We start from the raw sequence: 20,635 nt of genomic DNA, 5'->3' as shown, positions 1-20,635 counted from the left end.
GGCCGGCGGATCAGGCCCCGGCGGCGGGTGCCCGCCCCGTCCTCACCGACAGGATCAGCGCACGGTGGTCCGAAGCGCCGGTGTCCCGCACGGAGCAGCCGTTCCGCGGCAGCCCGGTGAAGAGGTGATCCACCTTGTGTCCGGAGCGGTGGGTCGGCGTCGCGCCTCGCGTCGCGGCGGACGACTGGTCGCACTCGCGGTAGCGGCGGTGGAGCTCGTGCGGCCAGAGCCGGCTGTCGGGATTGCGGAACGACGGCGGCCCGATGTTCAGGTCGCCGCCGAACACCGTCCGCGGACCCGCCGCCGCCCGGACCAGGGCCGTCAGCTGGTCGTCGCGGTACTCCCGGTCCGGATGGGCCCGATCGCCGCCGGGCAGGCTGAGGTGGGCGTTGCACACCCGGATGCCGTGCGCGGCAACCGTGGCGCAGACGATGCCGCGTTGCAGACCGGTCGCCGGCTGGTGCGAGCGCACCGGGGTGACCCGGGAAAGCGGGAACGCCGCCATGATCCCGTAGCCCGCCGAACCCTGCTCCGGCACCGCGCACCGCACCGTCCGGCGCTTCCCCGCCCCGTCCACGGAGACGTACGCCCGGAACGTGCTGTGCCAGGCGCTTCCCAGTTCCCTGCGGGCCGCGTCGAGGTCACCCGAGCAGGTCTCCTGGAGCAGGATCACCCGTGCGCCGTCGGCGGTGGCCAGCAGCGTCAGCTCGCGCACCTTGCGGCCGCTGCTCCCGGTCGCCCCGCAGCCCCACTGCCGCACGCCGCACATGTTCCAGGTGGCTACCTTCAGCTCCCGCACCTCCCGAGGTACGGCGATCGAGCGCTCGGCGTCCCCGGCGAGGTGCGCGGACACCGCGGCGACGAGGCAGGCCAGGGCCGCGCCCACGGCGAACAGCCGCCGGTGGCGGCGCGGTGCGGTGCCGTACGTGTCCCGAAGCAATCGATCGTCCTCCGGCGAAATCGTACGGGGTGTGGGGGAACGCATCCCGTGCGCCCCGTGGCTCGTGCGGCCGGCGTCCTCTGCTTGCTCGACGCCGACGCCGACGCCGACGCCGACGCCGACGCCGACGCTGGTGCCGTGCGGTCCGATGCGGGTCGGCTCGTCTAGAAGGCTGCTGAAAATCTTGTTGTGGGGGCGGTCCGCCGGTGGCGGGGCCGCCCTCCGTGCTTCACGGTGTGGCCGGGGTCAGGGTCCAGGTGCCGTCGGCGGCCACTTCGAGGCCGAGGTTGACGAGCCGTCGGAGGTTGAGGGCGGCGGCTCGGTTGCGGAGCCAGGTGTCGTTCTTGAGGGTGCCGAGGTAGCGCAGTCTGCGGTTGCCTTTGGTGGTCAGCCAGGCGATGCCGCGTTCGACGGGTGGCCGCCAGCGGCGGTAGGTGTCTTTCCAGGCGGGGTCGGTGGCCTGGGCACGGGCGTCGGCCAGGCGCTGGTGCTGGGGGTGGACTTGCAGGACGCGGCCGGTCTTGGAGGTGGTGCAGCGTTCGCGCAGCGGGCAGCCGGCACACAGCTTCTTGAACTGAGCCTGCCGCAAGCCGGTCTTCCGGGGCTTGCCGAGGGGGACGATGTGCCCGGCAGGGCAGGTGACCTGGCCGTTCTCGGTGTCGATGTGGAAGTCGTCGCTGGTGAAGCCGCCGGGCACGGCCGCGCGAAGCGGGGGTGGTTTGAGGACGGCGTCGTGGCCCTGCTGTTCGAGGTGGTCGCGCAGGTCGGCGGTGCCGTAGGCGGAGTCGCCGAGCACCTCGCACGGCTCGTCCTCGGCGGCGAGGAGGTCCTCGGCGATCTTCGCCTCGTGGTTCTCGGGGCCGCAGCCCGCGGCGAGGGCGACCTCGGTGAATAAGCCGGTCTCCGGCTCGACGGCGACGTGGCCCTTGAAGCCTTCCTGGTGGCGGGTGCGGTTCTTGTGGATGTGCCTGGCCTCGGGATCGACGGTGGACACCACGCGGTCGCGGACGGTCCCCTGGGTGATGCGCCAGCGCCCGTCGCGCCCGTCGGAGCCCTCGGCGGGCTCCACATCCTGGCCCGCGACCAGCGCCAGCAGGCCGACCGCGTTCGCGGCCCGCTCGCCCAGCTCCTGCTCGGGCAGGCGGCCCAACAGGTTGAGCGCGTCCGTGACCAGCGCGTCCACCAACCCGGCGCGGGCCTGCTCGTCGTCCCAGGCGATCTTCGGCTTGCCCGGGTCGGTGTAGTCGTGAGCGGTGCAATGCCCGGCGGCGACGCGGCCGGCGCCGGGGACCTCGCGGATCACCCGGCGGATCGCCGAGATCAGCTGGGTGACCGTGTCCTGGGTGGCCACCGCGTCGTCGAACACCGTGGAGTCCAGCGCGCGGCGCCGCTTCCCGCGCAGGATGCCGGTGGCGGCCACGACCTCCTTGACCCGGGTGAAGATCCGCCCCGGATCCGAGGACCGCTGCAGGCGGCGCCGGAAGTAGGTCAGCAGCGACGGGTCGAACGCCGTGTCGTTCAGCCCCAGTCCGCACGCCGCCTTCCACCGCAGGTCGCACCGCAGCTCCAGCACGGTCTCCACATCCGAGGTCCCGAACAGGCTCTGCAGCACCACCGCCGTCGCCAGCACCTGCGGCGGCAGGCTCGGCCGCCCGTTGGCCGAGGGGTACATGTCCGCGAACATCTCCGGCGGCAGCAGCCGCTCGCGGTGCTCGGCCAGGAACGCGAACACACTCCCTGCCGGGATCAGCTCCCGGCAGGTCTCCCACACATCCGGCCCGACCGTCTCCCCGGCCCATTCCCCCTGCACACACAGCAGTCTGGCCCCGCGGGGCCACCCGCGGGGCCCAAACCCGAGATTTTCAGTGATCTTCTAGGCCCAATGCCGCTGACTTTGGGGTGAGTTGCTTGTAGCTTGTGGTCGGGGAGGGGTGCTGTGCCACGGGCTGGGCAGGTGAAGCCGCCGGTTGAGGAGCGGTTGTCGGACCGGATTGCGTTGGGTGCGTTGACGCGGGCGTTCCCGGCGGAGTTGGTCGATGAGGTCGTCGCCGAGACGGGTCGGGTTGAGCAGCGGAGCCGGTTGCTGCCGGCTCGGGTGACGGTCTACTTCGTGCTGGCGATGTGTCTGTTCTCCGGGCAGGCGTATGAGGAGGTCGCGCGGCTGCTGACGGAGGGTCTGGCCTGGGCGGGCCGGTGGCGGGGCAGGTGGGAGGTGCCCTCGACCGGGGCGATCTCCCGGGCGCGTGCCCGGCTGGGGCCGGAGCCGCTGCGGGCCCTGTTCGGCCGGGTGTGCCGTCCGGTGGCGACGCCGGACACGGTCGGTGCTTGGTACCGGGGCCGGCGGCTGGTGGCGGTGGACGGCACGACCCTGGATGTGGCGGACACCCCTGCCAACGATGTGTTCTTCGGACGGCCGGGGTCCGGGCGGGGTGAGAAGAAGGGCGCGTTTCCGCAGGTGCGGCTGGTGGTGCTGGCCGAGTGCGGCACGCATGCGGTCTTCGCCGCGGCCACCGGGGCGTGCAGAGCGGCCGAGACGGTGCTCGCCGACACACTGCTGCCGCACCTCCAGCCGGGGATGCTGCTGCTCGCCGGCCGGGGCTTTCCCGGTTACGAGGGTCTTCGAAGTTAAGCGGTGCGTGCGTACATGACAGCTTCCGGGCGGACGGCCGACGCGGTGCGCTGCCCGTGCAATGACTGGCCTGACCGCCCTCCCGGCCGACGACCGTCGCATTGGCATGGCCATGCCGCACCGCTTAACTTCGAAGACCCCTCAAACGTGCCCACCACCGCACCTGGCTCCAGCCCGCCGCCCCCACGGCCGAAGCAGTCACCATCACCCCCGCCTCCAAGATCGCCCCGACCAAGCGAAAACCCAAGGCCACGGCTTAAAGCAGCGGCATTGGGTCTAGTACTCCAGCTGTAGATCGTGATCTTCATGTCTGGGATGCGGCTTGCCGCCGGTAGTGACTGGTGCGTGATCGTGCCTGGTGGCGGCGGCGCCAGTCGGACCAGGCAAGCCGGTGGGCCGCGTCGAGGACGGGCCGGACGACGAGCGCGATGAACAGGCGGCAGATCTCGTTGCAGGACAGCGGGATCAGGTCGTCCGGCGTGGGTCGGTGTGCGTGTTCGTCGGCGCGGACGACGGCGAGGAAGGCGTGGGCCAGCATCGCGAGGGTGACCCAGCGGGCCCACGAGGGGTAGCGGCGGACCTGGTGCTCATCCAGCCCGGCCAGTCCCTTCTCTGTTTGGAAGGTCTCCTCCACCCGCCATCTGGAACCTGCGACCTTGACCAGGGTGGCCAGGGATGCTGGCGTGGTGGAGTGACAGCGGTAGTAGGCGAGTTCACCGGTGCTGCGGTTGCGGCGGATCAGCAGCTGGTGGTGGCCCGGGGCTGCCTCGGCGAGGTCGATGACGGCCCAGTCGTAGAATCGCTGCCCCTTCGCGCCGTGTCCGGCCGAGAGCTTCTGCCAGGCCCGCTTCGGCACCTTCGCCGCCAGGGCATCGGCGCGGAACTTGCCTGCGCCGGTGGGCACTTCGGCCGAGCAGGCCACCGCGAGGACATAGCCGATGCCGCGTTCCTCCAGAGCCGTACGGAGTCTTGGGTTGCCGCCGTAGACCTCGTCCCCGGTGACCCAGCCGACGTGGTGTCCGGCGTCCAGGAATCGTTCGATCATCGTGCGGGCCAGTTCCGGCTTGGTCGCGAAGACGGTGTCCTGGCCGAGTCCGGCTGCCCGGCAGCGGTCCGGGTCGCACGTCCAGGAGCGCGGGATGTACAGCTCCCGGTCGACCGCCGCGTGCCCGCGCGTCCCGGCGTAGACGAGGTAGACCGCGACCTGGGAGTTCTCGATCCGGCCGGCGGTGCCGGTGTACTGGCGCTGGACCCCGACCGTGTGGGTGCCCTTCTTCACGTCGCCGGTCTCGTCGACAACCAGGACCGCGGCCTCGTCATAGAGGTGCTCGACGACGTATTCGCGCACGTCGTCACGGATGCCGTCGGCATCCCAAACGGCTCGGCACAGCAGATGCTGCATGCCGTGCGGGCTGGCCTCCCCGGCCCACTCCGCGATCGTCCAGCAGTTCTTGCGCGGCAGGTCCGCCAGCAGGCCCAGCACCAACCGCCCGGCCCGCATCCGTGGTTCGACCCGGACGAACCGGCCCGCGATCCGGCCCATGGCCACCTCGAACGCATCCCGCCAACGGACGGGATCTATGCTGTGACCTGCGGCCACCGTCTCATCGTTACTCCACACAAGTCACGATGATCAACGGTGGCCGCACCCGTCTCCACACCGGCCCACCTTGGCTGAGGGCCCTGCTTAGCCCGTTTCACCGTAACGCTCAACAGCACAGGCCGATGGGCCTACGGTGCCGACAGGGCTGTGCTCTCGGCTTTCTCCAGCCAGTCGGTGTACCAGCGGGCGAACGTCACCGGCGTACCGTCGTCGTCGAGCAGCGGGGCGAGGTCGACGTCGTCCACCCGGCAATCGGACCAGATCGTGCCACGGTGGCTGCCGTTGATGACCAGCCATTCTCTCTGGGCGCAGCCCAGGTGGGAGATCACGATGGCGCCGGCGGTGCGCTCCGGGGCGAACATGATGGCCTCCCACCGCTCGTCCCAAGCCTCGATGGCGTCGTCGAAGTCCTCGATGTCGTCGAAGTCCTCTTCCTCGGGGCGTTGGGCAAGAAGGTCGTCGAGCAGTTTCGGGTCCGGGCCCTGGTCGGGAAACGGCGCGGCAAGTCTCGTCAGGTCGGCCAGGTCCGCGCCGTCGCCTTCCCAACGCCAGCGGCCTTGCACGCGCCGAACTGGGAACAGGCCGTACGCGGGGCCGGCGCCACCCGCACCAACGTGGAGCAGGAATGTCCGGTACTCCTCCGGCAGCCGCACGCCCGTCTGAGCCTCGAGTTCGGCAAGCTCACCCTGGGTAAGCGGGTCCTCCACGATCCACCTGTGCCCCAATGCCCCAAACACCCTGCTGCCGGAAGGCCCTGCACCCGCCGCCTCGAGCCGCTGACGCACGCCCACCCACCACTGATCAGTCATGCGCAGACCGTACGTGCAGCCACCGACACCTGGGGCGCGGGCCCACTGCTACGGTCCCGACGGGCTCAAGACTGGCCCAACGCCCCAGACCCCTCAGCACAACACGCACATCGGCCAGCTGAGGCTCTCGATCACGCCCCCAGCAAGATCACGATCTACAGCTGGAGTACTAGAAGCCGCCGCCTGCCCGGGCCGCTGCGACGAGGCACGCACTCGACCAGGTACTGACCATGGGACCGTGATTGATCACGTAGTTGGCAGGGTGGTCGTGCTCACTGGGTAGCAGTTGCGCACGTCGCCGAAATGATCTCCGGCTACGAAAATCACGTCAGAGTCACGTTCACGAGTACGCCGACACGCAAGACACAAGTGGGCAGCCGGAAGACCGCACTGAGAACTCCCAAGAGTCGTATAATCGATGATAAGTATCACGTGCTCTCTGCGACTCAGGACATTCCTAGGCCAAGAGATTCCCGCAATCTTCGGCGATTCAAGCCCGTGACCCGATGCGCGGTCGACTGCATGCATCGTGAAGGACTATGCATCCTGCTTGCAATGAGAATTACGCGGACCAGGAGGGATCCTTTCCATGAGTGAGTCGCATTCACAAGCTTCGGAGATATCCGTCATTTGGGTGGAGCAGAGCCTTCCCGGTTTCCATAACTGGCCCGATGCGCCGCCCGAGCGCGACTTTCTTGCACATCGTCACCGTCATGTCTTTCGAGTGCGAGCGGAGATGCTCGTCAAGCATGATGAGCGAGACCTCGAGTTCTTCGATGTCGCGGACCGAATCCGGGCCTGGTGGGGGCCGGGCGAGCATGAATTTGGTTCTGCGTCATGCGAGGCGATGGCTCGCGAACTGGGACTGCACCTGATCCGAAGTGGTCTACCGGTGACGGAGACGTCTGTCGCGATAAGCGAGGAAGGGGGCTCGAGGGTGATCTGGCGTGACATCAGCACCTCGCCCTGACGGGACGGTACTCTGCCCACGTCTTCGGAGTCTCCGAGACGCGGATGGCGACGAGCTCGGGAATCCGTGGAGACCACACTTCGTAAACCCACATAGCAATATTCTCTGCACTTGGGTTACGTTCAGGGATGCAGTCGTTCAGATGGCGATGGTCCAATGTGGTATCGATCCAGTTTTTGAACTCTGCCAGGTCCCTGTAGTCGCGAACGAAGCCAGCTTCCGTGAGCTCATCGGGAGCCGCCGCGAGCTCGATGACGAATACGTAGTTGTGTCCGTGCATTCGTCCACATGGATGGTCCGGAGGGAGGCTGTCGAGCACGTGACTCGCCGAGAAATGGAATTCCTTGGAAATGGACAACATGGCTCGATATCTCCTTGCGGTAGTCAGTGAGAATTTATTTGGAATATTTCTCATCCGGTCGGGTTCGCTGGGACCTGGAAAGGAATCCCCTGTCGCGGCAGGGTAAGCCATCCACGGACCCGTACACCGGGCGAACCCGGGTGCCATCGTGCTTCCCGGATCCGTCGCGACCGACAATGGAACTCGAATGGCCGGACCAGATGCGGGCCTAACCGTTCACCACGGCGATGGCGTCGTGGCTGTGGATGCTCTCAAGATTCTTCACCCGGACGCGGTGCACGAGATCGCGCAGCTGGCAAGCCGCGGAGATTTCCCGGGCCATGTCCTCGACGAACACCGGGTTGTCGTAGGCCTGCATGGTCAGTACACGCTCGTCCGGGCGCTTGACCAGGGGAACGACCGGCGCCGAGGCGAGGGAAGTGACCAGAGCGACCATCTCATTCACCCGGACCGGATACGGCAGGTCGCCTTCTCCTGTCACCGTCAGTGTCACCTCACTGCGCTGATTGTGCGCGCCATAGTCAGATATGTGCTTCGAGCAGGGGCACAGACTGGTGACTTCGGAGGTGACCGAGGTGTCGAGCTTCACCTGCTCATCATCCCAGTGCATCGAAAACCCGACGTGGTGCACCGTCCAGGACGGGAGTCCGCTTGCGGGTGCAGTGACCTCGGTCGCCACGTTCATGGACAGGTGAACCGACAACCCCGGGGTGTCGAGGGCTTCGATGCCGGACTTGAGGACGGAACCGATGGCTCGGGGGTCGAAGTCCCGCAGCTCGTTGTGGACGAGTGCAACCATGCGGCTCATGTGTGTACCACGCCGGTCATGCTGGAGCCGTGCGGTGACCGTGAAGTCAGCGATGCCCTCCTGACGGATGTCACCGTCATCGAGCCTCACGGGATAGCGCAGACCGCTGATGCCGACCTTATCGATTTCGATGCCTCGTGTATCGCGCTCGTTCTGGACATCGTGCAGCGTGGAAACCTCACGAGAGGTGAGAGCCTGGCGATTCGCCCCACCCGTAAGCGTCTGAAGCATTTCCTGTCCCTTTCTGATACCCAGGAGTTTTTCCCAATCGTGTTGCCGCTCGCCCTCCTGGGCCGGGGCTTCCCGACAGGCACTACTTCAGACTGGTCCTCGTCGCTACTACCGGGTACCACTGATGGGTTGGTCCAACGGGTGGACGACCTTGCCCCCCGAAAAGGGGACGCCTCAGCTTTGAGGCCGGGGCCGAGTGGTCGGCGTCGGAAATCCTTCGGGGTTGACTCCCGAGCGAGGTCGTGCACGGACACGGTAGCTGTAGTTCTTGATCACGGCTGGTCGTGAAGGTGGTGTCGTTGCTGGTGGCAGGCGGTGGCGACGGCTTGGTGATGGCGCCTCCAGGCGATCCAGCGCAGGACGTGATCACGGTCGCGGGCGGGTGGGGGCAGCACGATGGTCCGCAGGAGACGGACGAGTTCGGGACAGGTCAGCGGGACGAGTCCGGGCCGCCGCTCGGGGACCTCATGGACGGCGGCGGCCGTGAGAGCGAGGACGACTGCGGCGATCAGGGAGAACAGTGACCAGCGCATCCAGGAGTTCCAGCAGGTCACCTGCCCCTGGTCGAGTCCGGTGAAGCCCTTGGCGAGCTGGAAGGCTTCCTCGATCCGCCACCTGCGCGAGATCACTTCCACCAGCGTGCCGAGCGAGACGTCGCCGGGCGCCCAGCAGCGGAAGTAGGACACCTCGCCGGTGTAGCGGTGCCGCCGTGCGACCAGCACACCCGTTCCCGCTCCGGCCGCGTTCTCGTTCTCGTCGGGGCGGACGTCGAGCCAGGCCCAGTCGTACTCGCGGGTGCCCTTCGTGCCGTGTCCGGTCTGCCGGCGCATCCACTGCTCAGGCCGCACCTTGTTGATCAGTTTGCGGGCCTCCCACCGACGGCCGGCCCCGTCAGTGACCTGGTGCGTAGCGGCGATACCGACCGTGTAGCCGAGACCCAGCGAGCGCATGCCCCGGCGCAGTTCACGGCCGCAGTACACCTCGTCGCCCGCGAACCAGCGGCTCTTCAGCCCGGCCTGGAGCGCGCCGGTGACCATGGACAGCGCCTGCTGCGGCTTCGTCGCGAACCCGATCTCCTCTGGCACCCCGGCGGCCTCGCGGCGTTCCTCGTCCTCGGCCCAGTCCGCCGGGAGATACAAGGCCCGGTCGATGATCACCTTCGTGGTCGCCGAGACCGCTGCCAGGTGCACCGCCACCTGACACAGTCCGACACCGCCGATCGCACCGGAGTACTGCCTGCCGGCCCCCACACACTCCGTGGACTACTTCGCATCGCCCGTCTCATCCACCACCAACACCACGTCCTGCCCGGCGAGTTCATCGGTCACCAGACGGACGACCTCCTCCCGTGCTTGATTGTGATCGAACCGGGCTCGCGACAACAGGTGCTGCAGCCGGTGCGGGCCCGGATGTCCCAGCGCCTGCGCGAGAGTCCAGCAGTTCCGCGTGTCCAGCTCCGGCAACAGGCCCGCGATCAGCTCCGCCGCCGTCGCGCGTGCCTCCCGGCGCGCGAAGCAGCCCGCGACGGCCGCCATGACCCTCCCGAATGTCTCGCCCCACGCCCGCTCGGCTACCGTGGCCTCTGCGGCCACCGTGTCTTGATACGTCGTCACAAACGTTCATGATCGCGGTGGCCGTCCTCATGCCCGCACGCACCCTGGCAAGGCGCTGACCAGCACAGACGCTGGAACTACAGCTGCCGTGGTTGATCCCGCAGAACAGCACCGCCAGACCGTTCGCGACCACATCGGGAACGAGGCGATCGCGGGCGGCCTCCAGCTCGTCTGGTGTGAGCCGGGGCGTCCGGTGCGGACGGGGAATTTCGAGGTGTCCGGTGTATCAGTGGTGTCCGGTGCTTATCGATCAGAGAATCGCGCCGGGGGCGTATCCGGCGGCATCCGGGTGCTGCTTGGCGATCTCCTCGACCCGCGAGACCACCGAAGCGACCTGGTCTCCCGCCGCACCCGTGAAGGACAGCTTGTCCGCCATGAGGGCGTCGAGGGCGGCCCGGTCCAGCGGGATGCGCTCGTCGGCCGCGAGCTTGTCCAGCAGTTCGTTGCGCTCCACACCCTGCTCGCGCATCGCCAGCGCGGAGGCGACGGCGTGCTCCTTGATGACCTCGTGCGCGACCTCCCGGCCGACACCGGCGCGCACCGCGCCCATCAGGACCTTGGTCGTGGCCAGGAAGGGCAGGTAGCGGTCGAGTTCACGCGCGACGACCGCCGGGAAGGCGCCGAACTCGTCCAGCACGGTCAGGAATGTCTCCAGCAGCCCGTCGAAGGCGAAGAAGGCGTCCGGCAGCGCGACCCGGCGTACCACCGAGCAGGAAACGTCTCCCTCGTTCCACTGGTCGCCCGCCAGCTCGCCGGTCATCGAGGCGTAGCCGCGCAGGATGACCATCAGGCCGTTGACACGCTCGCAGGAACGGGTGTTCATCTTGTGCGGCATCGCGGACGAGCCGACCTGGCCGGGCTTGAAACCCTCGGTGACCAACTCGTGCCCGGCCATCAGCCGGATGGTCTTGGCGAGCGAGGACGGTGCGGCGGCGAGCTGCACCAGTGCCGTGACCACGTCGTAGTCCAGCGACCGCGGGTAGACCTGGCCGACGGAGGTGAAGGCGTGCGCGAAGCCCAGATGGGCGGCGATGCGCTGCTCCAGGTCGGCGAGCTTGGCGGCGTCACCGCCGAGTAGGTCGAGCATGTCCTGGGCGGTGCCGACCGGCCCCTTGATCCCGCGCAGCGGATAGCGGCCCAGCAGCTCCTCAAGCCGCCCGTAGGCGACGAGCAGTTCGTCGGCGGCCGTGGCGAAGCGCTTGCCGAGCGTCGTGGCCTGCGCGGCGACGTTGTGCGAGCGCCCGGCCATCACCAGCTCCGCGTACTGCCCGGACAGGGCGCCGAGGCGGGCGAGAACCGCCACCGTGCGGTCCCGCATCAGCTCCAGCGAGAGCCGGATCTGGAGCTGCTCCACGTTCTCGGTCAGATCGCGGGAGGTCATGCCCTTGTGCACATGCTCATGACCGGCGAGGGCGTTGAACTCCTCGATACGAGCCTTGACATCGTGCCGAGTGACCTTCTCGCGCTCGGCGATCGAGACCAGATCAACCTGGTCGAGCACCCGCTCGTAGTCGGCGAGCGCGGCCTCGGGCACCTCGATCCCGAGGTCCCGCTGGGCGCGCAGCACGGCCAGCCAGAGCCGGCGCTCCAGCTTCACCTTGTGCTCGGGGGACCACAGGACGGCTAGCTCCGCGGAGGCGTAGCGGCCGGCCAGGACATTGGGGATGCGGGGCTTGGCAGTCACGTACACGGAGTTTACCCGGCGTCGGTGAGGGCTGTGGGACGTCCATAGAGTCCAGCGAGTGCAGGTCGCGTGTACTCCGACCTGCACTCTCCGGTGGGTCTGTGAGACGAGTGTGAGACGGCCGTTTTGCCGCTGTCAGGATTCGGTGGCTGGCGCGTCCTCTTGGGCACATCGTGCCTTGCCGCGCGTGCAGACGTGGCTGCCGCACTTACGTGATCGCCGCGTTCGCCGGTGGTGCCCGATGACCACCATCATCAGTGCCGCCGCCGACCGCATGATCGGCCAGTTCAACGCCTACCACGCCGCGAACATCGCCGCCGGGCTCCGCGGCCCCGCCCTGGGCGACTTCCACAACCTGGTCGTCGAGATGGTCGCCGAGGCTCTTGAGCTGAAGGCCCGCATGCGGGAGATCACCGATCTCCTCGCCAGCCCCTGCCCGTTCCGGGCGCCCCGCCGGGGGTGCCCGGTGACGAACCAGGCCGGGACGGTCCGCCCCACGCGGGCCGTTCCGGCCGCCGACTCGTCGCCGCCGGATTCATCCGCCGGACCACCGGCCGCACGCTCACCCTCGACACCACCGGACTACGGGTCATCTGCTCCTTTACCTGCAGGACGGAGGCCGGCCAGTGACCACCACCGACATCCCTGAGCCCGTCCGCGACCTACTCGCCGCGATCGTCGAGACCTCGCCGGTCGACCTGACGCTGTTGGCCGAGCACCGGCGCGGGCACGGCGCGATGTACGACGCGCTCAGCCAGGGCCGCATCGACGTGGCCAGGCTGCGCAAGGCCCTGGCGATGCTGCCGCAGCCCAAGGCCGCCGACAACCGTCTGGTCCTGGCCGTCGATGTCTCCGCGTGGCTGCGGCCCGACGCGCCGACCAGCCCGGACCGCCTGTTCTGCCACGTCTACGGCCGCTCGGGACGCTCCTCGGACCAGTTCATCCCCGGCTGGCCGTACTCGTTCGTCGCCGCGCTGGAAACGGGACGCACCTCGTGGTGCCAGCTGCTGGACGCGGTCCGGCTCGGCCCTGACGACGACGTCGCTGAGGTCACCGCGGTCCAGGTCCGCCGCGTCGTCACCGACCTGATCGACGGCGGCCAGTGGGAAGACGGAGACCCCGACGTCCTGGTCGTCTTCGACGCCGGCTACGACGCCCCACGCATGGCCTACCTCCTCGACGGCCTCCCCATCGAGGTGCTCGGAAGGATGCGTTCGGACCGGGTGATGCGCCGCCCGGCGCCCTCCCGCAAGGAGTGGGACCTGGCCCACCCCTTGGGCGGCCGCTATCCCAAGCACGGCAAGGAGTTCCGCTTCGCCAAGCCCGACACCTGGGGTGACCCGGACGCCGAAACCGTGCAGGTCACCGACCGCTACGGCACCGCACAGGCGATGGCCTGGGACCGCATCCACCCCCGCCTCACCACCCGCAGTGCGTGGATCGCCCACGACGGCGAACTCCCCATCATCGAAGGCACCCTGATCCGCCTCCAGGTGGACCATCTGCCCGGTGACCGCGAGCCGCTGCCCCTCTGGCTGTGGTCCTCCAAGACCGGGATGACCAGCGAAGACGTCGACCTGCGCTGGCGAGGATTCCTTCGCCGCTTCGATTTGGAACACACCTTCCGCTTCGAAAAGCAGACGCTCGGCTGGACGCGTCCCAGACTCCGCACTCCCGAGGCGGCGGACCGGTGGACATGGATCGTCATCGCCGCCCACACCCAGCTCCGGCTCACCCGCGAAGCCGCCGCCGACCTCCGCCGCCCCTGGGAGAAACCGGCCGAACCCGGCCGTCTCACCCCGGCCCGCGTCCGCCGCGGGTTCAGGAACATCCGCCCCCACCTGCACTGCCCGGCCCGTGCACCCAAACCTTCAACTCCAGGACCAGGACGCCCACTTGGCTCGAAGAACCGGCGGCCCGCCACCCGATATGACGTGGGCAAAACGACCAGACGCCCCGAGACCATCACCGAACGTAATCAACTCAAAGCTCGCAAACCATAAAAAACAAGCTCAGGGATCCCGTCGGTCCGTGGCCGCAGGTCCCCTGACGGTGCAGAGCCGGGGGTGCCCGCTGAGGCGAGCCCGGCCCGGCGACGCGGCAGCGCTGCGTGTCACCTCGGAGGGAGGCCGTCCTGGCCGGTCAGCGCCTTGTCGAGCTGCTCCAGGAGGGCATCGACGGTTGCATGTCCCTCTGTGGCCCAGATGCCGACGACATCGCGCAGTATGCGTCGGCGCGCGGCCGTCAGCTGTTTGGCGATCTCACGGCCCTCTCCCGTCAGGACCAGGGTGGTGCCGGAGACCCTGGCGAGAGCGCGGGCTTCGAGCGCCTCCACGGCGTTGCCGATGATGCTCGCGTCGACCACGCTGTGCTGTTCGAGCCCTCGCAGGTCCAAGGGCTCCTCATGGAGCGCCGTGATGAGCAGCCAGCAGGCATGGGGCGGCAGCCGGACGTCGGCGGTCTCGGCGATCCGGGTGAAGAGGCTGCGCAGTGCCTGCCGGTTGCCGGCCGCCGAGAGGATGCGCTCCATCTCCTCGACGGACGTGCGGGGGACCGGTGCGGTGCGGAGCGGGGCGGTGATCTCCGGGGGAGTGGCACCGGGCTGGAGCGGGATCTCCCGCAGGAACCACGACAGTGTGAAGGCGATGAGCGCCAGGCCGACGGACCCCAGGTACGTCTCCCTGATGGACAGCGTGTACGCGTCCAGCAGGGTCGGAACGGCGCGGAGGGCGGCGATGTCGAGATCGCGCATGTCCTCCTCCCCCGCGAGGTTGTGCCCCAACCGGGTGGCGAACACCGCGCCCACGACGGCGACGCCGAGTGTCCCGCCCAGGGACCGGAAGTAGCTGATGCCGGACACGGACACGCCCAAGTCCTCGTACCCCACCGCGTTCTGCACGGCCAGGGTGAGGATCGGAGCCGTGAGACCGAAGCCGACACCGAAGACGAGGAGCGTGCCGACGACCGTCCAACCGCTGCTCCGCGCGTCCAGCAGGTGGCTCAGTACGAGACCGGCGGAGGTCAGGCCGGCGCCGGCGATCAGGTACGGCTTGTAGCGTCCGGTCCGGCTGACCAGTTCCCCGCTCGCCAGCGATCCCGCGGTGATCCCGACGACCAGCCACACCATGATCAGGCCCGTACCGAAGGGGCTGGCGCCCATGGCGATCTGGAGGAACAGCGGGAGGTAGACGGACGTCGCGGCCATCGCGGCGCCCGTGAGGAACGCGACCGCGGCCAGGAGCGTGAAGACACTGCTTTCGAACAGCCTGGGTGGCAGCAAGGGATGCGGCGCCCTGCGCTCGCGGGCCAGGAACAACCCACCGAACATGACGGCGAGCACGAGGTACGCGATCACCTGCCAGGCCTTCCAGGACAGCCCCCCCGGGGAGAGGCTCAGCAGCAGGCAGGTACTGAGGGCGGCGAGGAGCCCCAGGCCGATGTAGTCGAAGCCGCGGCGCACCGCGTGCGGTGCGGGCACACGCAGGGCAATGCTGCTGGCGGCGAACGCGAGGGCGCTGAGGGCGGCGGTGCCGTAGAAGATCCAGCGCCAGGAGGCGTACTGCGCGAGGAGGCCTCCCGCCAGCGGGGCCAGCCCCGTGCCGATGGCGAACACCGCGTTCAGGGAACCCTGCCGGCGCCCGCGATCGTCCGGCGGCACCAGATCGCTGACCATGGCCAGCGAGAGCACCACCAGTCCGCCGCTGCCGAGGCCCTGGACGGCCCGGAAGGCGATGAGTTGGGTCATGCTCTGGGCGGCGCCTGCCAGGACGCAGCCCACCAGCAGGATGAGAAGGTCGGCCTGAAGTGCCCGCCGCCTGCCGTACATGTCGCCGAACTTGCCCCAGAGCGGGGCGGAGACAGTGGCGGCCAGCAGGTTGACCCCCACCACCCATACCAGGTCGTGCACGTGTCCGAGGTCGGCCACGAGGTTGGGCAGGGCGACACCGAGAGCCGTCTGGTCGAAGGCGGCCACGAGCATCCCGAGTTGGAGCACTCCCATGGTTGTCCGCACTGGACGCGGCTGCCGCGTGTGCCGTTTCCCGGATTCGAAGACTCCCAATGCCCCACCACGATCGTCACTCTCGAAAGGTCGAACCGATTGTGGTGGGCGGACTGCGGGCGATCTGTGGCGACACGCTGCTCGACTTGCCGCGGCGGCGGCCAGAGCCGCTGGTCAGGACGGATGGCCACCGACGCCACGTGGCCGTACCCACGCGAGAACAAAGCCCTGACCGTGGACGACACGGTGCCCCAGCCCTACCTCCCTTCGTCCGCCGCCGGGGAGACGAAGGCCCCACCGAGCACCTCCTGCGCGCCGCGACCCGGCTTCCTCCAGGGGGCCTGAGCCCTGTACGCCTGGCGCAGGTGGTCGGTGACCCTGCGCCGGGCGATGGTGAACAGCCACGGGGTGAACCGCTCCGGCTTCCGCAGGTGCGGCAGGCCTCGCACCACCGCGGTCCACATCTCCTGAGCAAGATCGTCCGCGGGGTGGGGCGAGCCGACCATGCCTTGCTAAGGGTTGTCCGGTGCGAGCAGGGACACGGCTCGCACCGCTACGGTCTCGACGAGGGAGATCCCGGCCGCTCGGCTGGGCTGGTCGTCGCTGAGGACGGCCACGAGGAACCGGTTGCCGTCCTTCTCGACCACACCGATGCTGTTGATCACCCAGAGCCCGGTCTCGCTCCTGGACAGCCAGCCGTTCTTCAGCCGGGCGGCGGAGGCGTCGTCGGCCGCGGCCGATATGCCCCAGTCCTGGTCTGCGGCGATGCCGCCCATGAGCTGCTGCGCATAGTCGCGGGAGGCCGAGGAGAGCGGTGAGTCGTCGGCGAAGACGGCCCGCGGCAGATGGAGCTGATCGGCCGCGGTGGTCTGGGGCAGGCCCCACAGCCCGTCGGAACCGGGCGTCGTCTCCGGCAGTCCCAGCCGCCGGTTCGCCTGCGCCAGGCCGTCCGCCCCTCCGACGGCGTCCCACAGGGCGGTCGCCGACGCGTTGTCGCTCATATGGATCATCGCCGCGGCCTGCCGGCGCTTCTGGCCGGTGAGCGCGCGATCCCCGTCCTGGGCTGTCAGGAGCAGTGCTGCGAGGATGTCGACCTTGACGATGCCGGCCGTGGTGAATGCGTGGCCGTCGCCGGCCGCTGCGCTCCGTCCCGTTGTCAGGCCCATGACTGCTGCGGCGACGTGGCCCGCGGTGCCGGCAGTCGTCGCGTCCGTCGCCTCCGCCAGGACCGCCATGAGTTATGAGCTGCTCCCGCGTGGACGGTTCGCCCTTCGCCGCACCGGCCCGGTCCTGGCCGTCGGCCTCTTTGCGGCAGCGCGGCGGTCGGGACGGCACTGCCCGCCGGGCCGGACCCGGCCTGGTACGGATCGCGGGGCTCCAGGTCGGTGCCGACGACTACCTCGTCAAGCTCTTCGCACTCCAGGAACTGCTGCTACGGTTGCGGGCCCTGCTGCGCCGGCGACCACCGGAGAGCTCCGGTCGGTTGCGGGCCGGATCCCTCACCATCGACCTCACGGCCCGCGAGGCTCAACTGGGCGGCTTCTTGCTGCCGTTGACCCGGCGGGATTCGAGCTGCCGAGGACACTGGCCCGCAACGCGGGCGTGGTCCTCACCCGGGACCAGTCGCTGGACCGGGTGTGGGGGGTACGACTTCGACGTCCGGACGGGCGTGGTGGATACCTTCGTCAGCTACCTGCGCCGTAAGTTGGAGGCCGACGGCTGGCCCCGGCTCCATCCACACCGTCCGGGGAGTCGGTTTCGTCCTGCGCGACGACGGAGGCACCACCCGTGACGCGGGCCCCGGGGCGGCAGGCCGGTGAGGCTCGCTGCCCGCCTGAGGCCGTCCACGCACATGAAGCTCTCCACACGGATCGCCCTCGTGGTGGGGATCACCGTCCCTCTTCTGGTCCTGGGCGCCGGTTGGCTGCTCGTCCAACTGGTGGCGGCCGGATCCGCACACCCAGCAGGACGCACAGTTGCGCGAACGGGCCGCCGTCGTCGCCGGGAACACCCGCGGACTGCTCCGGGCGGTGGTGACGGACCGCGCTCCGGCAGTAGAGCGCGCGCGGGAGCGCGGTCTGTACAACGCCGCACTCGATGTGGGCGTCCGGCTGATCGGACCCGACGGGACCGCCTGGGGCGGACCGCAGCCCGACGTGTCCGTACCGCTTCCCGACGACGCCCCCGAGCCGATCACGGTGCGGGACGGGGACACCGGCTGGCGGGCCCTGTCGGTGCGGATCACCGGACGGCGCAACGGAGTGGACGGCACGCTGTGGCCGTTCCCTCCCGATACGACGAGCGAGGAACAACTCGGGGTCGTCCGCACCCGTGTCCTCACCGTCGCCGGGGTGACCGCGCCCCTGGCGGGCCTCCTCGCCAGGGCCGTGGCCGCCCGGGCCACCGGCCGCTGCGGCACCTGCAGCAGCGCACCAGCGGGCTCGACCCGCGCTCCACTTCGACCCGGCTGGAGCATGCCCCGACCGGGCTCGCCGAGGTGGACGACCTGGCCCGCACCCTCCAGACGGTGTTGCCCCGATATGACGAGCAGGCCGCTCGTACCGCCGAAGGACTCGCCACGGCCCGCTCCTTCTCGGCCGCGGCCTCACACGAACTGCGCACCCCGCTGATGAGCGTGCGGACCAATCTGGACATCCTCGCCGACCAGCCGGATCGTCAGACTCCCCTTCGGGAACGCGGCCCGCGCCACCCGCACCGTCTCCGCCGGAATCTCCCCAGACCCCTTCTGCTGCAACGACATCCGCACCCACCCCATACGACAACGTCGGCCTTCAAGACCACAACCAGATCTCGAAGGCCGATGTGACGCACGGACCCCGGAATTGACCAACAGCATCAATGACCCGGCCGGGGCCACCGCCGCCGTACCGCACCCATCCACGTCCGGTGCCACTGACAGGCCGGCTTCCGGCTCACCCGCAGCGGCCGTGCCACTTCCGTAGGCTGGTCTTCTGCCCGAACAGCTCAGCCGCCTGCGTCCCTACCGTCTCCCGGCGCTGACGCCCCGCAGGGTCGGCACTGCATGCCTCACACGCCACGGGGTGCGCGCTCACCCTCGCCCTTGCCGGCCAGTTCCATCAGGGCGTCAGCCGCGGAAGCCGAGGAAGCGGGGTTCTGCCCGGTGATCAGCAGACCGTCCTGCACGACATAGGGCTGCCAGTCGTCGGTCTTGGAGTAGACCCCTCCGAGCCTGGTGAGTTCGTCCTCGACCAGAAAGGGGACGATGTTGCTGAGCTGGACGGCTTCCTCCTCGGAGTTGGTGAATCCGGTGACCTTCCTGCCCGAGACCAGCGCGGTTCCGTCATCGTTGACGGTGTGTCGCAGTACGCCGGGCGCGTGGCACACCAGTCCGACCGGCTTGCCGGAACGGAGCGCCGTTTCGATCAGCCGCGCAGAGACGGTGTCCTCGGCCAGGTCCCAGAGTGGCCCGTGCCCGCCGGGATAGAAGACGGCATCGAAGTCGCTGACCGAGATCGAGTCAAGGCGCACAGTGTTGGCCAGTGCCCGGGTCGCCTCGGGGTCGGCCTCGAAGCGCCGGGTCTGGTCGGTCTGGAAGTCGGGCTCGTTGCTCTTGGGGTCCAGCGGTGGCCTGCCGCCCTGGGGCGAGGAGAGCACGATCTGCGCGCCCGCCTGCTTGAAGCGGTAGTACGGTGCCGCAAGTTCCTCCAGCCAGAACCCGGTCTTGCGGCCGGTGTCCCCCAGTTCGTCGTGGGAGGTGAGAACAATCAGAACTTTCATGACACGCCCTTTACTCGGGTGACGTGGTCGAAGTTTCGGGTGGGCATGTCCACGCCCGGATCCGGCGTGGGGCGTGGACCTTCCAAAGGCGCAGAAGCCGGCGGGGTTGCAGTTGCGACGGCGTCGAGCGGGGTGGACTGCGATGCGTCCTGATCATGGCGTCGCTTGCGCCGAGCCGCATCTCGTACGGGCCGGTGCGACGTCGCGGGCCTCTCTGCCGACGGCAGACTCTCTCCAGGCCACGGCTGATCCTGAGCGCGATGCGGTCGACGATTTCACTCGCGCCTCCCTTCAGGGCCGGGCACATCGACTCGGACGAGTCCGCCAAGTCCGCGACCTCGGCGCCGAGTGTCACGGCAGGCGGTTGCTCCGGGACTCCTCGACGCCCGGCGCTCTCCGCTACCGCGCGCCAGTGGGCCATCACCCGCCCGGCAGTTCGGAGGGTCGTGCTGCCGCGTCCACGGAGAGGACGATCTTGCCGGTGGTCCGGTCTGTCTCACCCAGGGCGTGCGCCCTCGCCGCCTCGGCGAGGGGGAAGGTGGCTTCTATGTGGGCGCGCAGGGTGCCGGATTCGGCGAGGTCCGCGATGGTGTTCATGCCGGCGTGGTCGGCCTCGACCAGGAGGGTCTCCACGCGGATCTTGCGGGCTGCGGCCCTCGCCTCCTCGTCGGCGTCCGTGGCTGGCAGGAGGGAGACGAGAACGCCGCCGGGGCGCAGCACGTCGAGGGAGCGGCTGCGGGTGTCGCCGGAGAGGGGGTCGAGGACCATGTCGACGTCCCGGACGGCGTCGCGGAAGTCGGTGGTGCGGTAGTCGATCACTTCGTCCGCGCCGAGGGAGCGGACGAACGCGTGCTTGGGGGCGCTGGCGGTGCCGATCAGTTTCGTCCAGACCAGACGTGCTCCCAAGTGCTCGAACAGGCCCAGGGTCAGGACGAAGTACACCCCGACTCGAGACGGAAGGCTACGCAACCGTCGCTGCAGCGACCGAGTTTCGTCGAGGACTGCGTCGATGAGCTCAACTGGGAGGACCTGTGTCAACTCGCCGAGATGGCCGGGAGCGAACACGTCGACGTCGGGCGGACCGCCCACCATGACAGACTGGGACACGCGGGGCCTCGGCTCTCAGGAAGATCTTGGTCGATCCCTGAAACAGCACGGGCCCCGCCCCTTCTTCCCAGCTCATCGCCCCCCTTGACGCCCCCTCACCACCCCTTAACTACGCGGCATT

16 protein-coding genes and 3 pseudogenes are annotated in these 20,635 nt (G+C 69.0%); 6 read left to right on the top strand and 13 right to left on the bottom strand.

The window, feature by feature from the left end:
* Positions 1–10 precede the first annotated feature (10 nt).
* On the bottom strand, positions 11–940 hold the full coding sequence (locus V1460_RS21075; protein ID WP_338675195.1) for an endonuclease/exonuclease/phosphatase family protein: 930 nt from the start codon (positions 938–940) through the stop codon (positions 11–13).
* Between the two features lie 229 nt (positions 941–1,169).
* Positions 1,170–2,750: an IS1182 family transposase gene (locus tag V1460_RS21070; RefSeq protein ID WP_338671414.1), complete on the bottom strand. Its 1,581-nt coding sequence runs from the start codon at positions 2,748–2,750 to the stop codon at positions 1,170–1,172.
* A gap of 126 nt (positions 2,751–2,876) precedes the next feature.
* On the opposite strand from V1460_RS21070, the pseudogene V1460_RS21065 reads away from it, so the two are divergent.
* Positions 2,877–3,551: pseudogene (locus V1460_RS21065) on the top strand (IS4 family transposase); the annotation flags it as partial.
* 322 nt (positions 3,552–3,873) lie between these two features.
* Here V1460_RS21065 and V1460_RS21060 read toward each other — a convergent pair.
* Together V1460_RS21060 and V1460_RS21055 are read right to left on the bottom strand one after the other, a co-directional pair.
* Positions 3,874–5,112 (bottom strand): IS701 family transposase, encoded by a 1,239-nt coding sequence (locus V1460_RS21060; protein ID WP_338673491.1) that lies wholly within the window; start codon positions 5,110–5,112, stop codon positions 3,874–3,876.
* A gap of 188 nt (positions 5,113–5,300) precedes the next feature.
* Positions 5,301–5,981 carry an SMI1/KNR4 family protein gene (locus tag V1460_RS21055; RefSeq protein WP_338675194.1) on the bottom strand — a complete coding sequence of 227 codons (681 nt, stop codon included), beginning with the start codon at positions 5,979–5,981 and terminating at the stop codon, positions 5,301–5,303.
* A 589-nt stretch (positions 5,982–6,570) separates the two neighbouring features.
* Between V1460_RS21055 and V1460_RS21050 the strand changes: the two genes are divergently transcribed.
* Positions 6,571–6,951, top strand: a complete 381-nt coding sequence (locus V1460_RS21050; RefSeq protein ID WP_338675193.1) for a hypothetical protein — start codon at positions 6,571–6,573, stop codon at positions 6,949–6,951.
* Here the strand turns inward: V1460_RS21050 and V1460_RS21045 are convergent.
* The 4 genes and pseudogenes from V1460_RS21045 to purB form a co-directional block, all read right to left on the bottom strand.
* Positions 6,935–7,312, bottom strand: a complete 378-nt coding sequence (locus tag V1460_RS21045) for a 6-carboxytetrahydropterin synthase (RefSeq protein ID WP_338675192.1) — start codon at positions 7,310–7,312, stop codon at positions 6,935–6,937. The genes V1460_RS21050 and V1460_RS21045 overlap by 17 nt on opposite strands.
* A 208-nt stretch (positions 7,313–7,520) precedes the next feature.
* Positions 7,521–8,351, bottom strand: a complete 831-nt coding sequence (locus V1460_RS21040) for a GTP cyclohydrolase I FolE2 (RefSeq protein WP_338675191.1) — start codon at positions 8,349–8,351, stop codon at positions 7,521–7,523.
* Between the two features lie 272 nt (positions 8,352–8,623).
* Positions 8,624–9,886, bottom strand: a pseudogene (locus V1460_RS21035) (IS701 family transposase).
* Between the two features lie 328 nt (positions 9,887–10,214).
* The gene (purB, locus tag V1460_RS21030) at positions 10,215–11,648 is read right to left on the bottom strand and encodes an adenylosuccinate lyase (protein ID WP_338675190.1); all 1,434 of its coding nucleotides are present in this window, start codon (positions 11,646–11,648) and stop codon (positions 10,215–10,217) included.
* Positions 11,649–11,889: 241 nt separating this feature from the next.
* On the opposite strand from purB, the gene V1460_RS21025 reads away from it, so the two are divergent.
* Positions 11,890–12,297 (top strand): hypothetical protein, encoded by a 408-nt coding sequence (locus V1460_RS21025; RefSeq protein ID WP_338675189.1) that lies wholly within the window; start codon positions 11,890–11,892, stop codon positions 12,295–12,297.
* Positions 12,275–13,651, top strand: coding sequence for an NF041680 family putative transposase (locus V1460_RS21020; protein ID WP_338675188.1), 1,377 nt, complete (start codon positions 12,275–12,277; stop codon positions 13,649–13,651). The genes V1460_RS21025 and V1460_RS21020 overlap by 23 nt, the downstream gene beginning before the upstream one ends.
* Positions 13,652–13,761: 110 nt before the next feature.
* Here the strand turns inward: V1460_RS21020 and V1460_RS21015 are convergent, their stop codons facing one another.
* From V1460_RS21015 to V1460_RS21005, 3 genes are all read right to left on the bottom strand, one after another.
* Positions 13,762–15,660 carry an MDR family MFS transporter gene (locus V1460_RS21015; RefSeq protein WP_338675187.1) on the bottom strand — a complete coding sequence of 633 codons (1,899 nt, stop codon included), beginning with the start codon at positions 15,658–15,660 and terminating at the stop codon, positions 13,762–13,764.
* 245 nt (positions 15,661–15,905) lie between these two features.
* Complete coding sequence (locus V1460_RS21010) at positions 15,906–16,154, bottom strand: sigma-70 family RNA polymerase sigma factor (protein WP_338675186.1); 249 nt, start codon at positions 16,152–16,154, stop codon at positions 15,906–15,908.
* Positions 16,155–16,160: 6 nt separating this feature from the next.
* Positions 16,161–16,883 (bottom strand): serine hydrolase, encoded by a 723-nt coding sequence (locus V1460_RS21005; protein WP_338675185.1) that lies wholly within the window; start codon positions 16,881–16,883, stop codon positions 16,161–16,163.
* Between the two features lie 128 nt (positions 16,884–17,011).
* Between V1460_RS21005 and V1460_RS21000 the strand changes: the two are divergent.
* Both V1460_RS21000 and V1460_RS20995 read left to right on the top strand, forming a co-directional pair.
* Positions 17,012–17,468 (top strand): annotated as a pseudogene (locus V1460_RS21000) (DNA-binding response regulator); the annotation flags it as partial.
* Between the two features lie 156 nt (positions 17,469–17,624).
* Positions 17,625–18,278 carry a hypothetical protein gene (locus V1460_RS20995; RefSeq protein ID WP_338675184.1) on the top strand — a complete coding sequence of 218 codons (654 nt, stop codon included), beginning with the start codon at positions 17,625–17,627 and terminating at the stop codon, positions 18,276–18,278.
* 418 nt (positions 18,279–18,696) lie between these two features.
* On the opposite strand, the gene V1460_RS20985 is transcribed toward V1460_RS20995, so the two are convergent.
* Positions 18,697–19,407 (bottom strand): type 1 glutamine amidotransferase domain-containing protein, encoded by a 711-nt coding sequence (locus V1460_RS20985; RefSeq protein ID WP_338675182.1) that lies wholly within the window; start codon positions 19,405–19,407, stop codon positions 18,697–18,699.
* A gap of 420 nt (positions 19,408–19,827) precedes the next feature.
* Entirely contained in the window at positions 19,828–20,499 is a 672-nt protein-coding gene (locus V1460_RS20980) for a zinc-binding dehydrogenase (protein WP_338678137.1), read from the bottom strand.
* Between the last annotated feature and the right edge of the window lie 136 nt (positions 20,500–20,635).

The organism is Streptomyces sp. SCSIO 30461, assembly GCF_037023745.1.
Classification (GTDB): Bacteria; Actinomycetota; Actinomycetes; order Streptomycetales; family Streptomycetaceae; genus Streptomyces.
The sequence above is the reverse complement of the archived record's forward strand: the minus strand, read 5'-3'. Positions and strand labels throughout refer to the sequence as shown.

Coding starts and splice junctions, on each gene's coding strand:
- V1460_RS21060 (WP_338673491.1), bottom strand. CDS start 5,112: ATGGGCCGGATCGCGGGCCGGTTCGTCCGGGTCGAACCACGGATGCGG.
- V1460_RS21055 (WP_338675194.1), bottom strand. CDS start 5,981: ATGACTGATCAGTGGTGGGTGGGCGTGCGTCAGCGGCTCGAGGCGGCG.
- V1460_RS21050 (WP_338675193.1), top strand. CDS start 6,571: ATGAGTGAGTCGCATTCACAAGCTTCGGAGATATCCGTCATTTGGGTG.
- V1460_RS21045 (WP_338675192.1), bottom strand. CDS start 7,312: ATGTTGTCCATTTCCAAGGAATTCCATTTCTCGGCGAGTCACGTGCTC.
- V1460_RS21040 (WP_338675191.1), bottom strand. CDS start 8,351: ATGCTTCAGACGCTTACGGGTGGGGCGAATCGCCAGGCTCTCACCTCT.
- V1460_RS21025 (WP_338675189.1), top strand. CDS start 11,890: ATGACCACCATCATCAGTGCCGCCGCCGACCGCATGATCGGCCAGTTC.
- V1460_RS21010 (WP_338675186.1), bottom strand. CDS start 16,154: ATGGTCGGCTCGCCCCACCCCGCGGACGATCTTGCTCAGGAGATGTGG.
- V1460_RS21005 (WP_338675185.1), bottom strand. CDS start 16,883: ATGGCGGTCCTGGCGGAGGCGACGGACGCGACGACTGCCGGCACCGCG.
- V1460_RS20985 (WP_338675182.1), bottom strand. CDS start 19,407: ATGAAAGTTCTGATTGTTCTCACCTCCCACGACGAACTGGGGGACACC.
- V1460_RS20980 (WP_338678137.1), bottom strand. CDS start 20,499: ATGGTGGGCGGTCCGCCCGACGTCGACGTGTTCGCTCCCGGCCATCTC.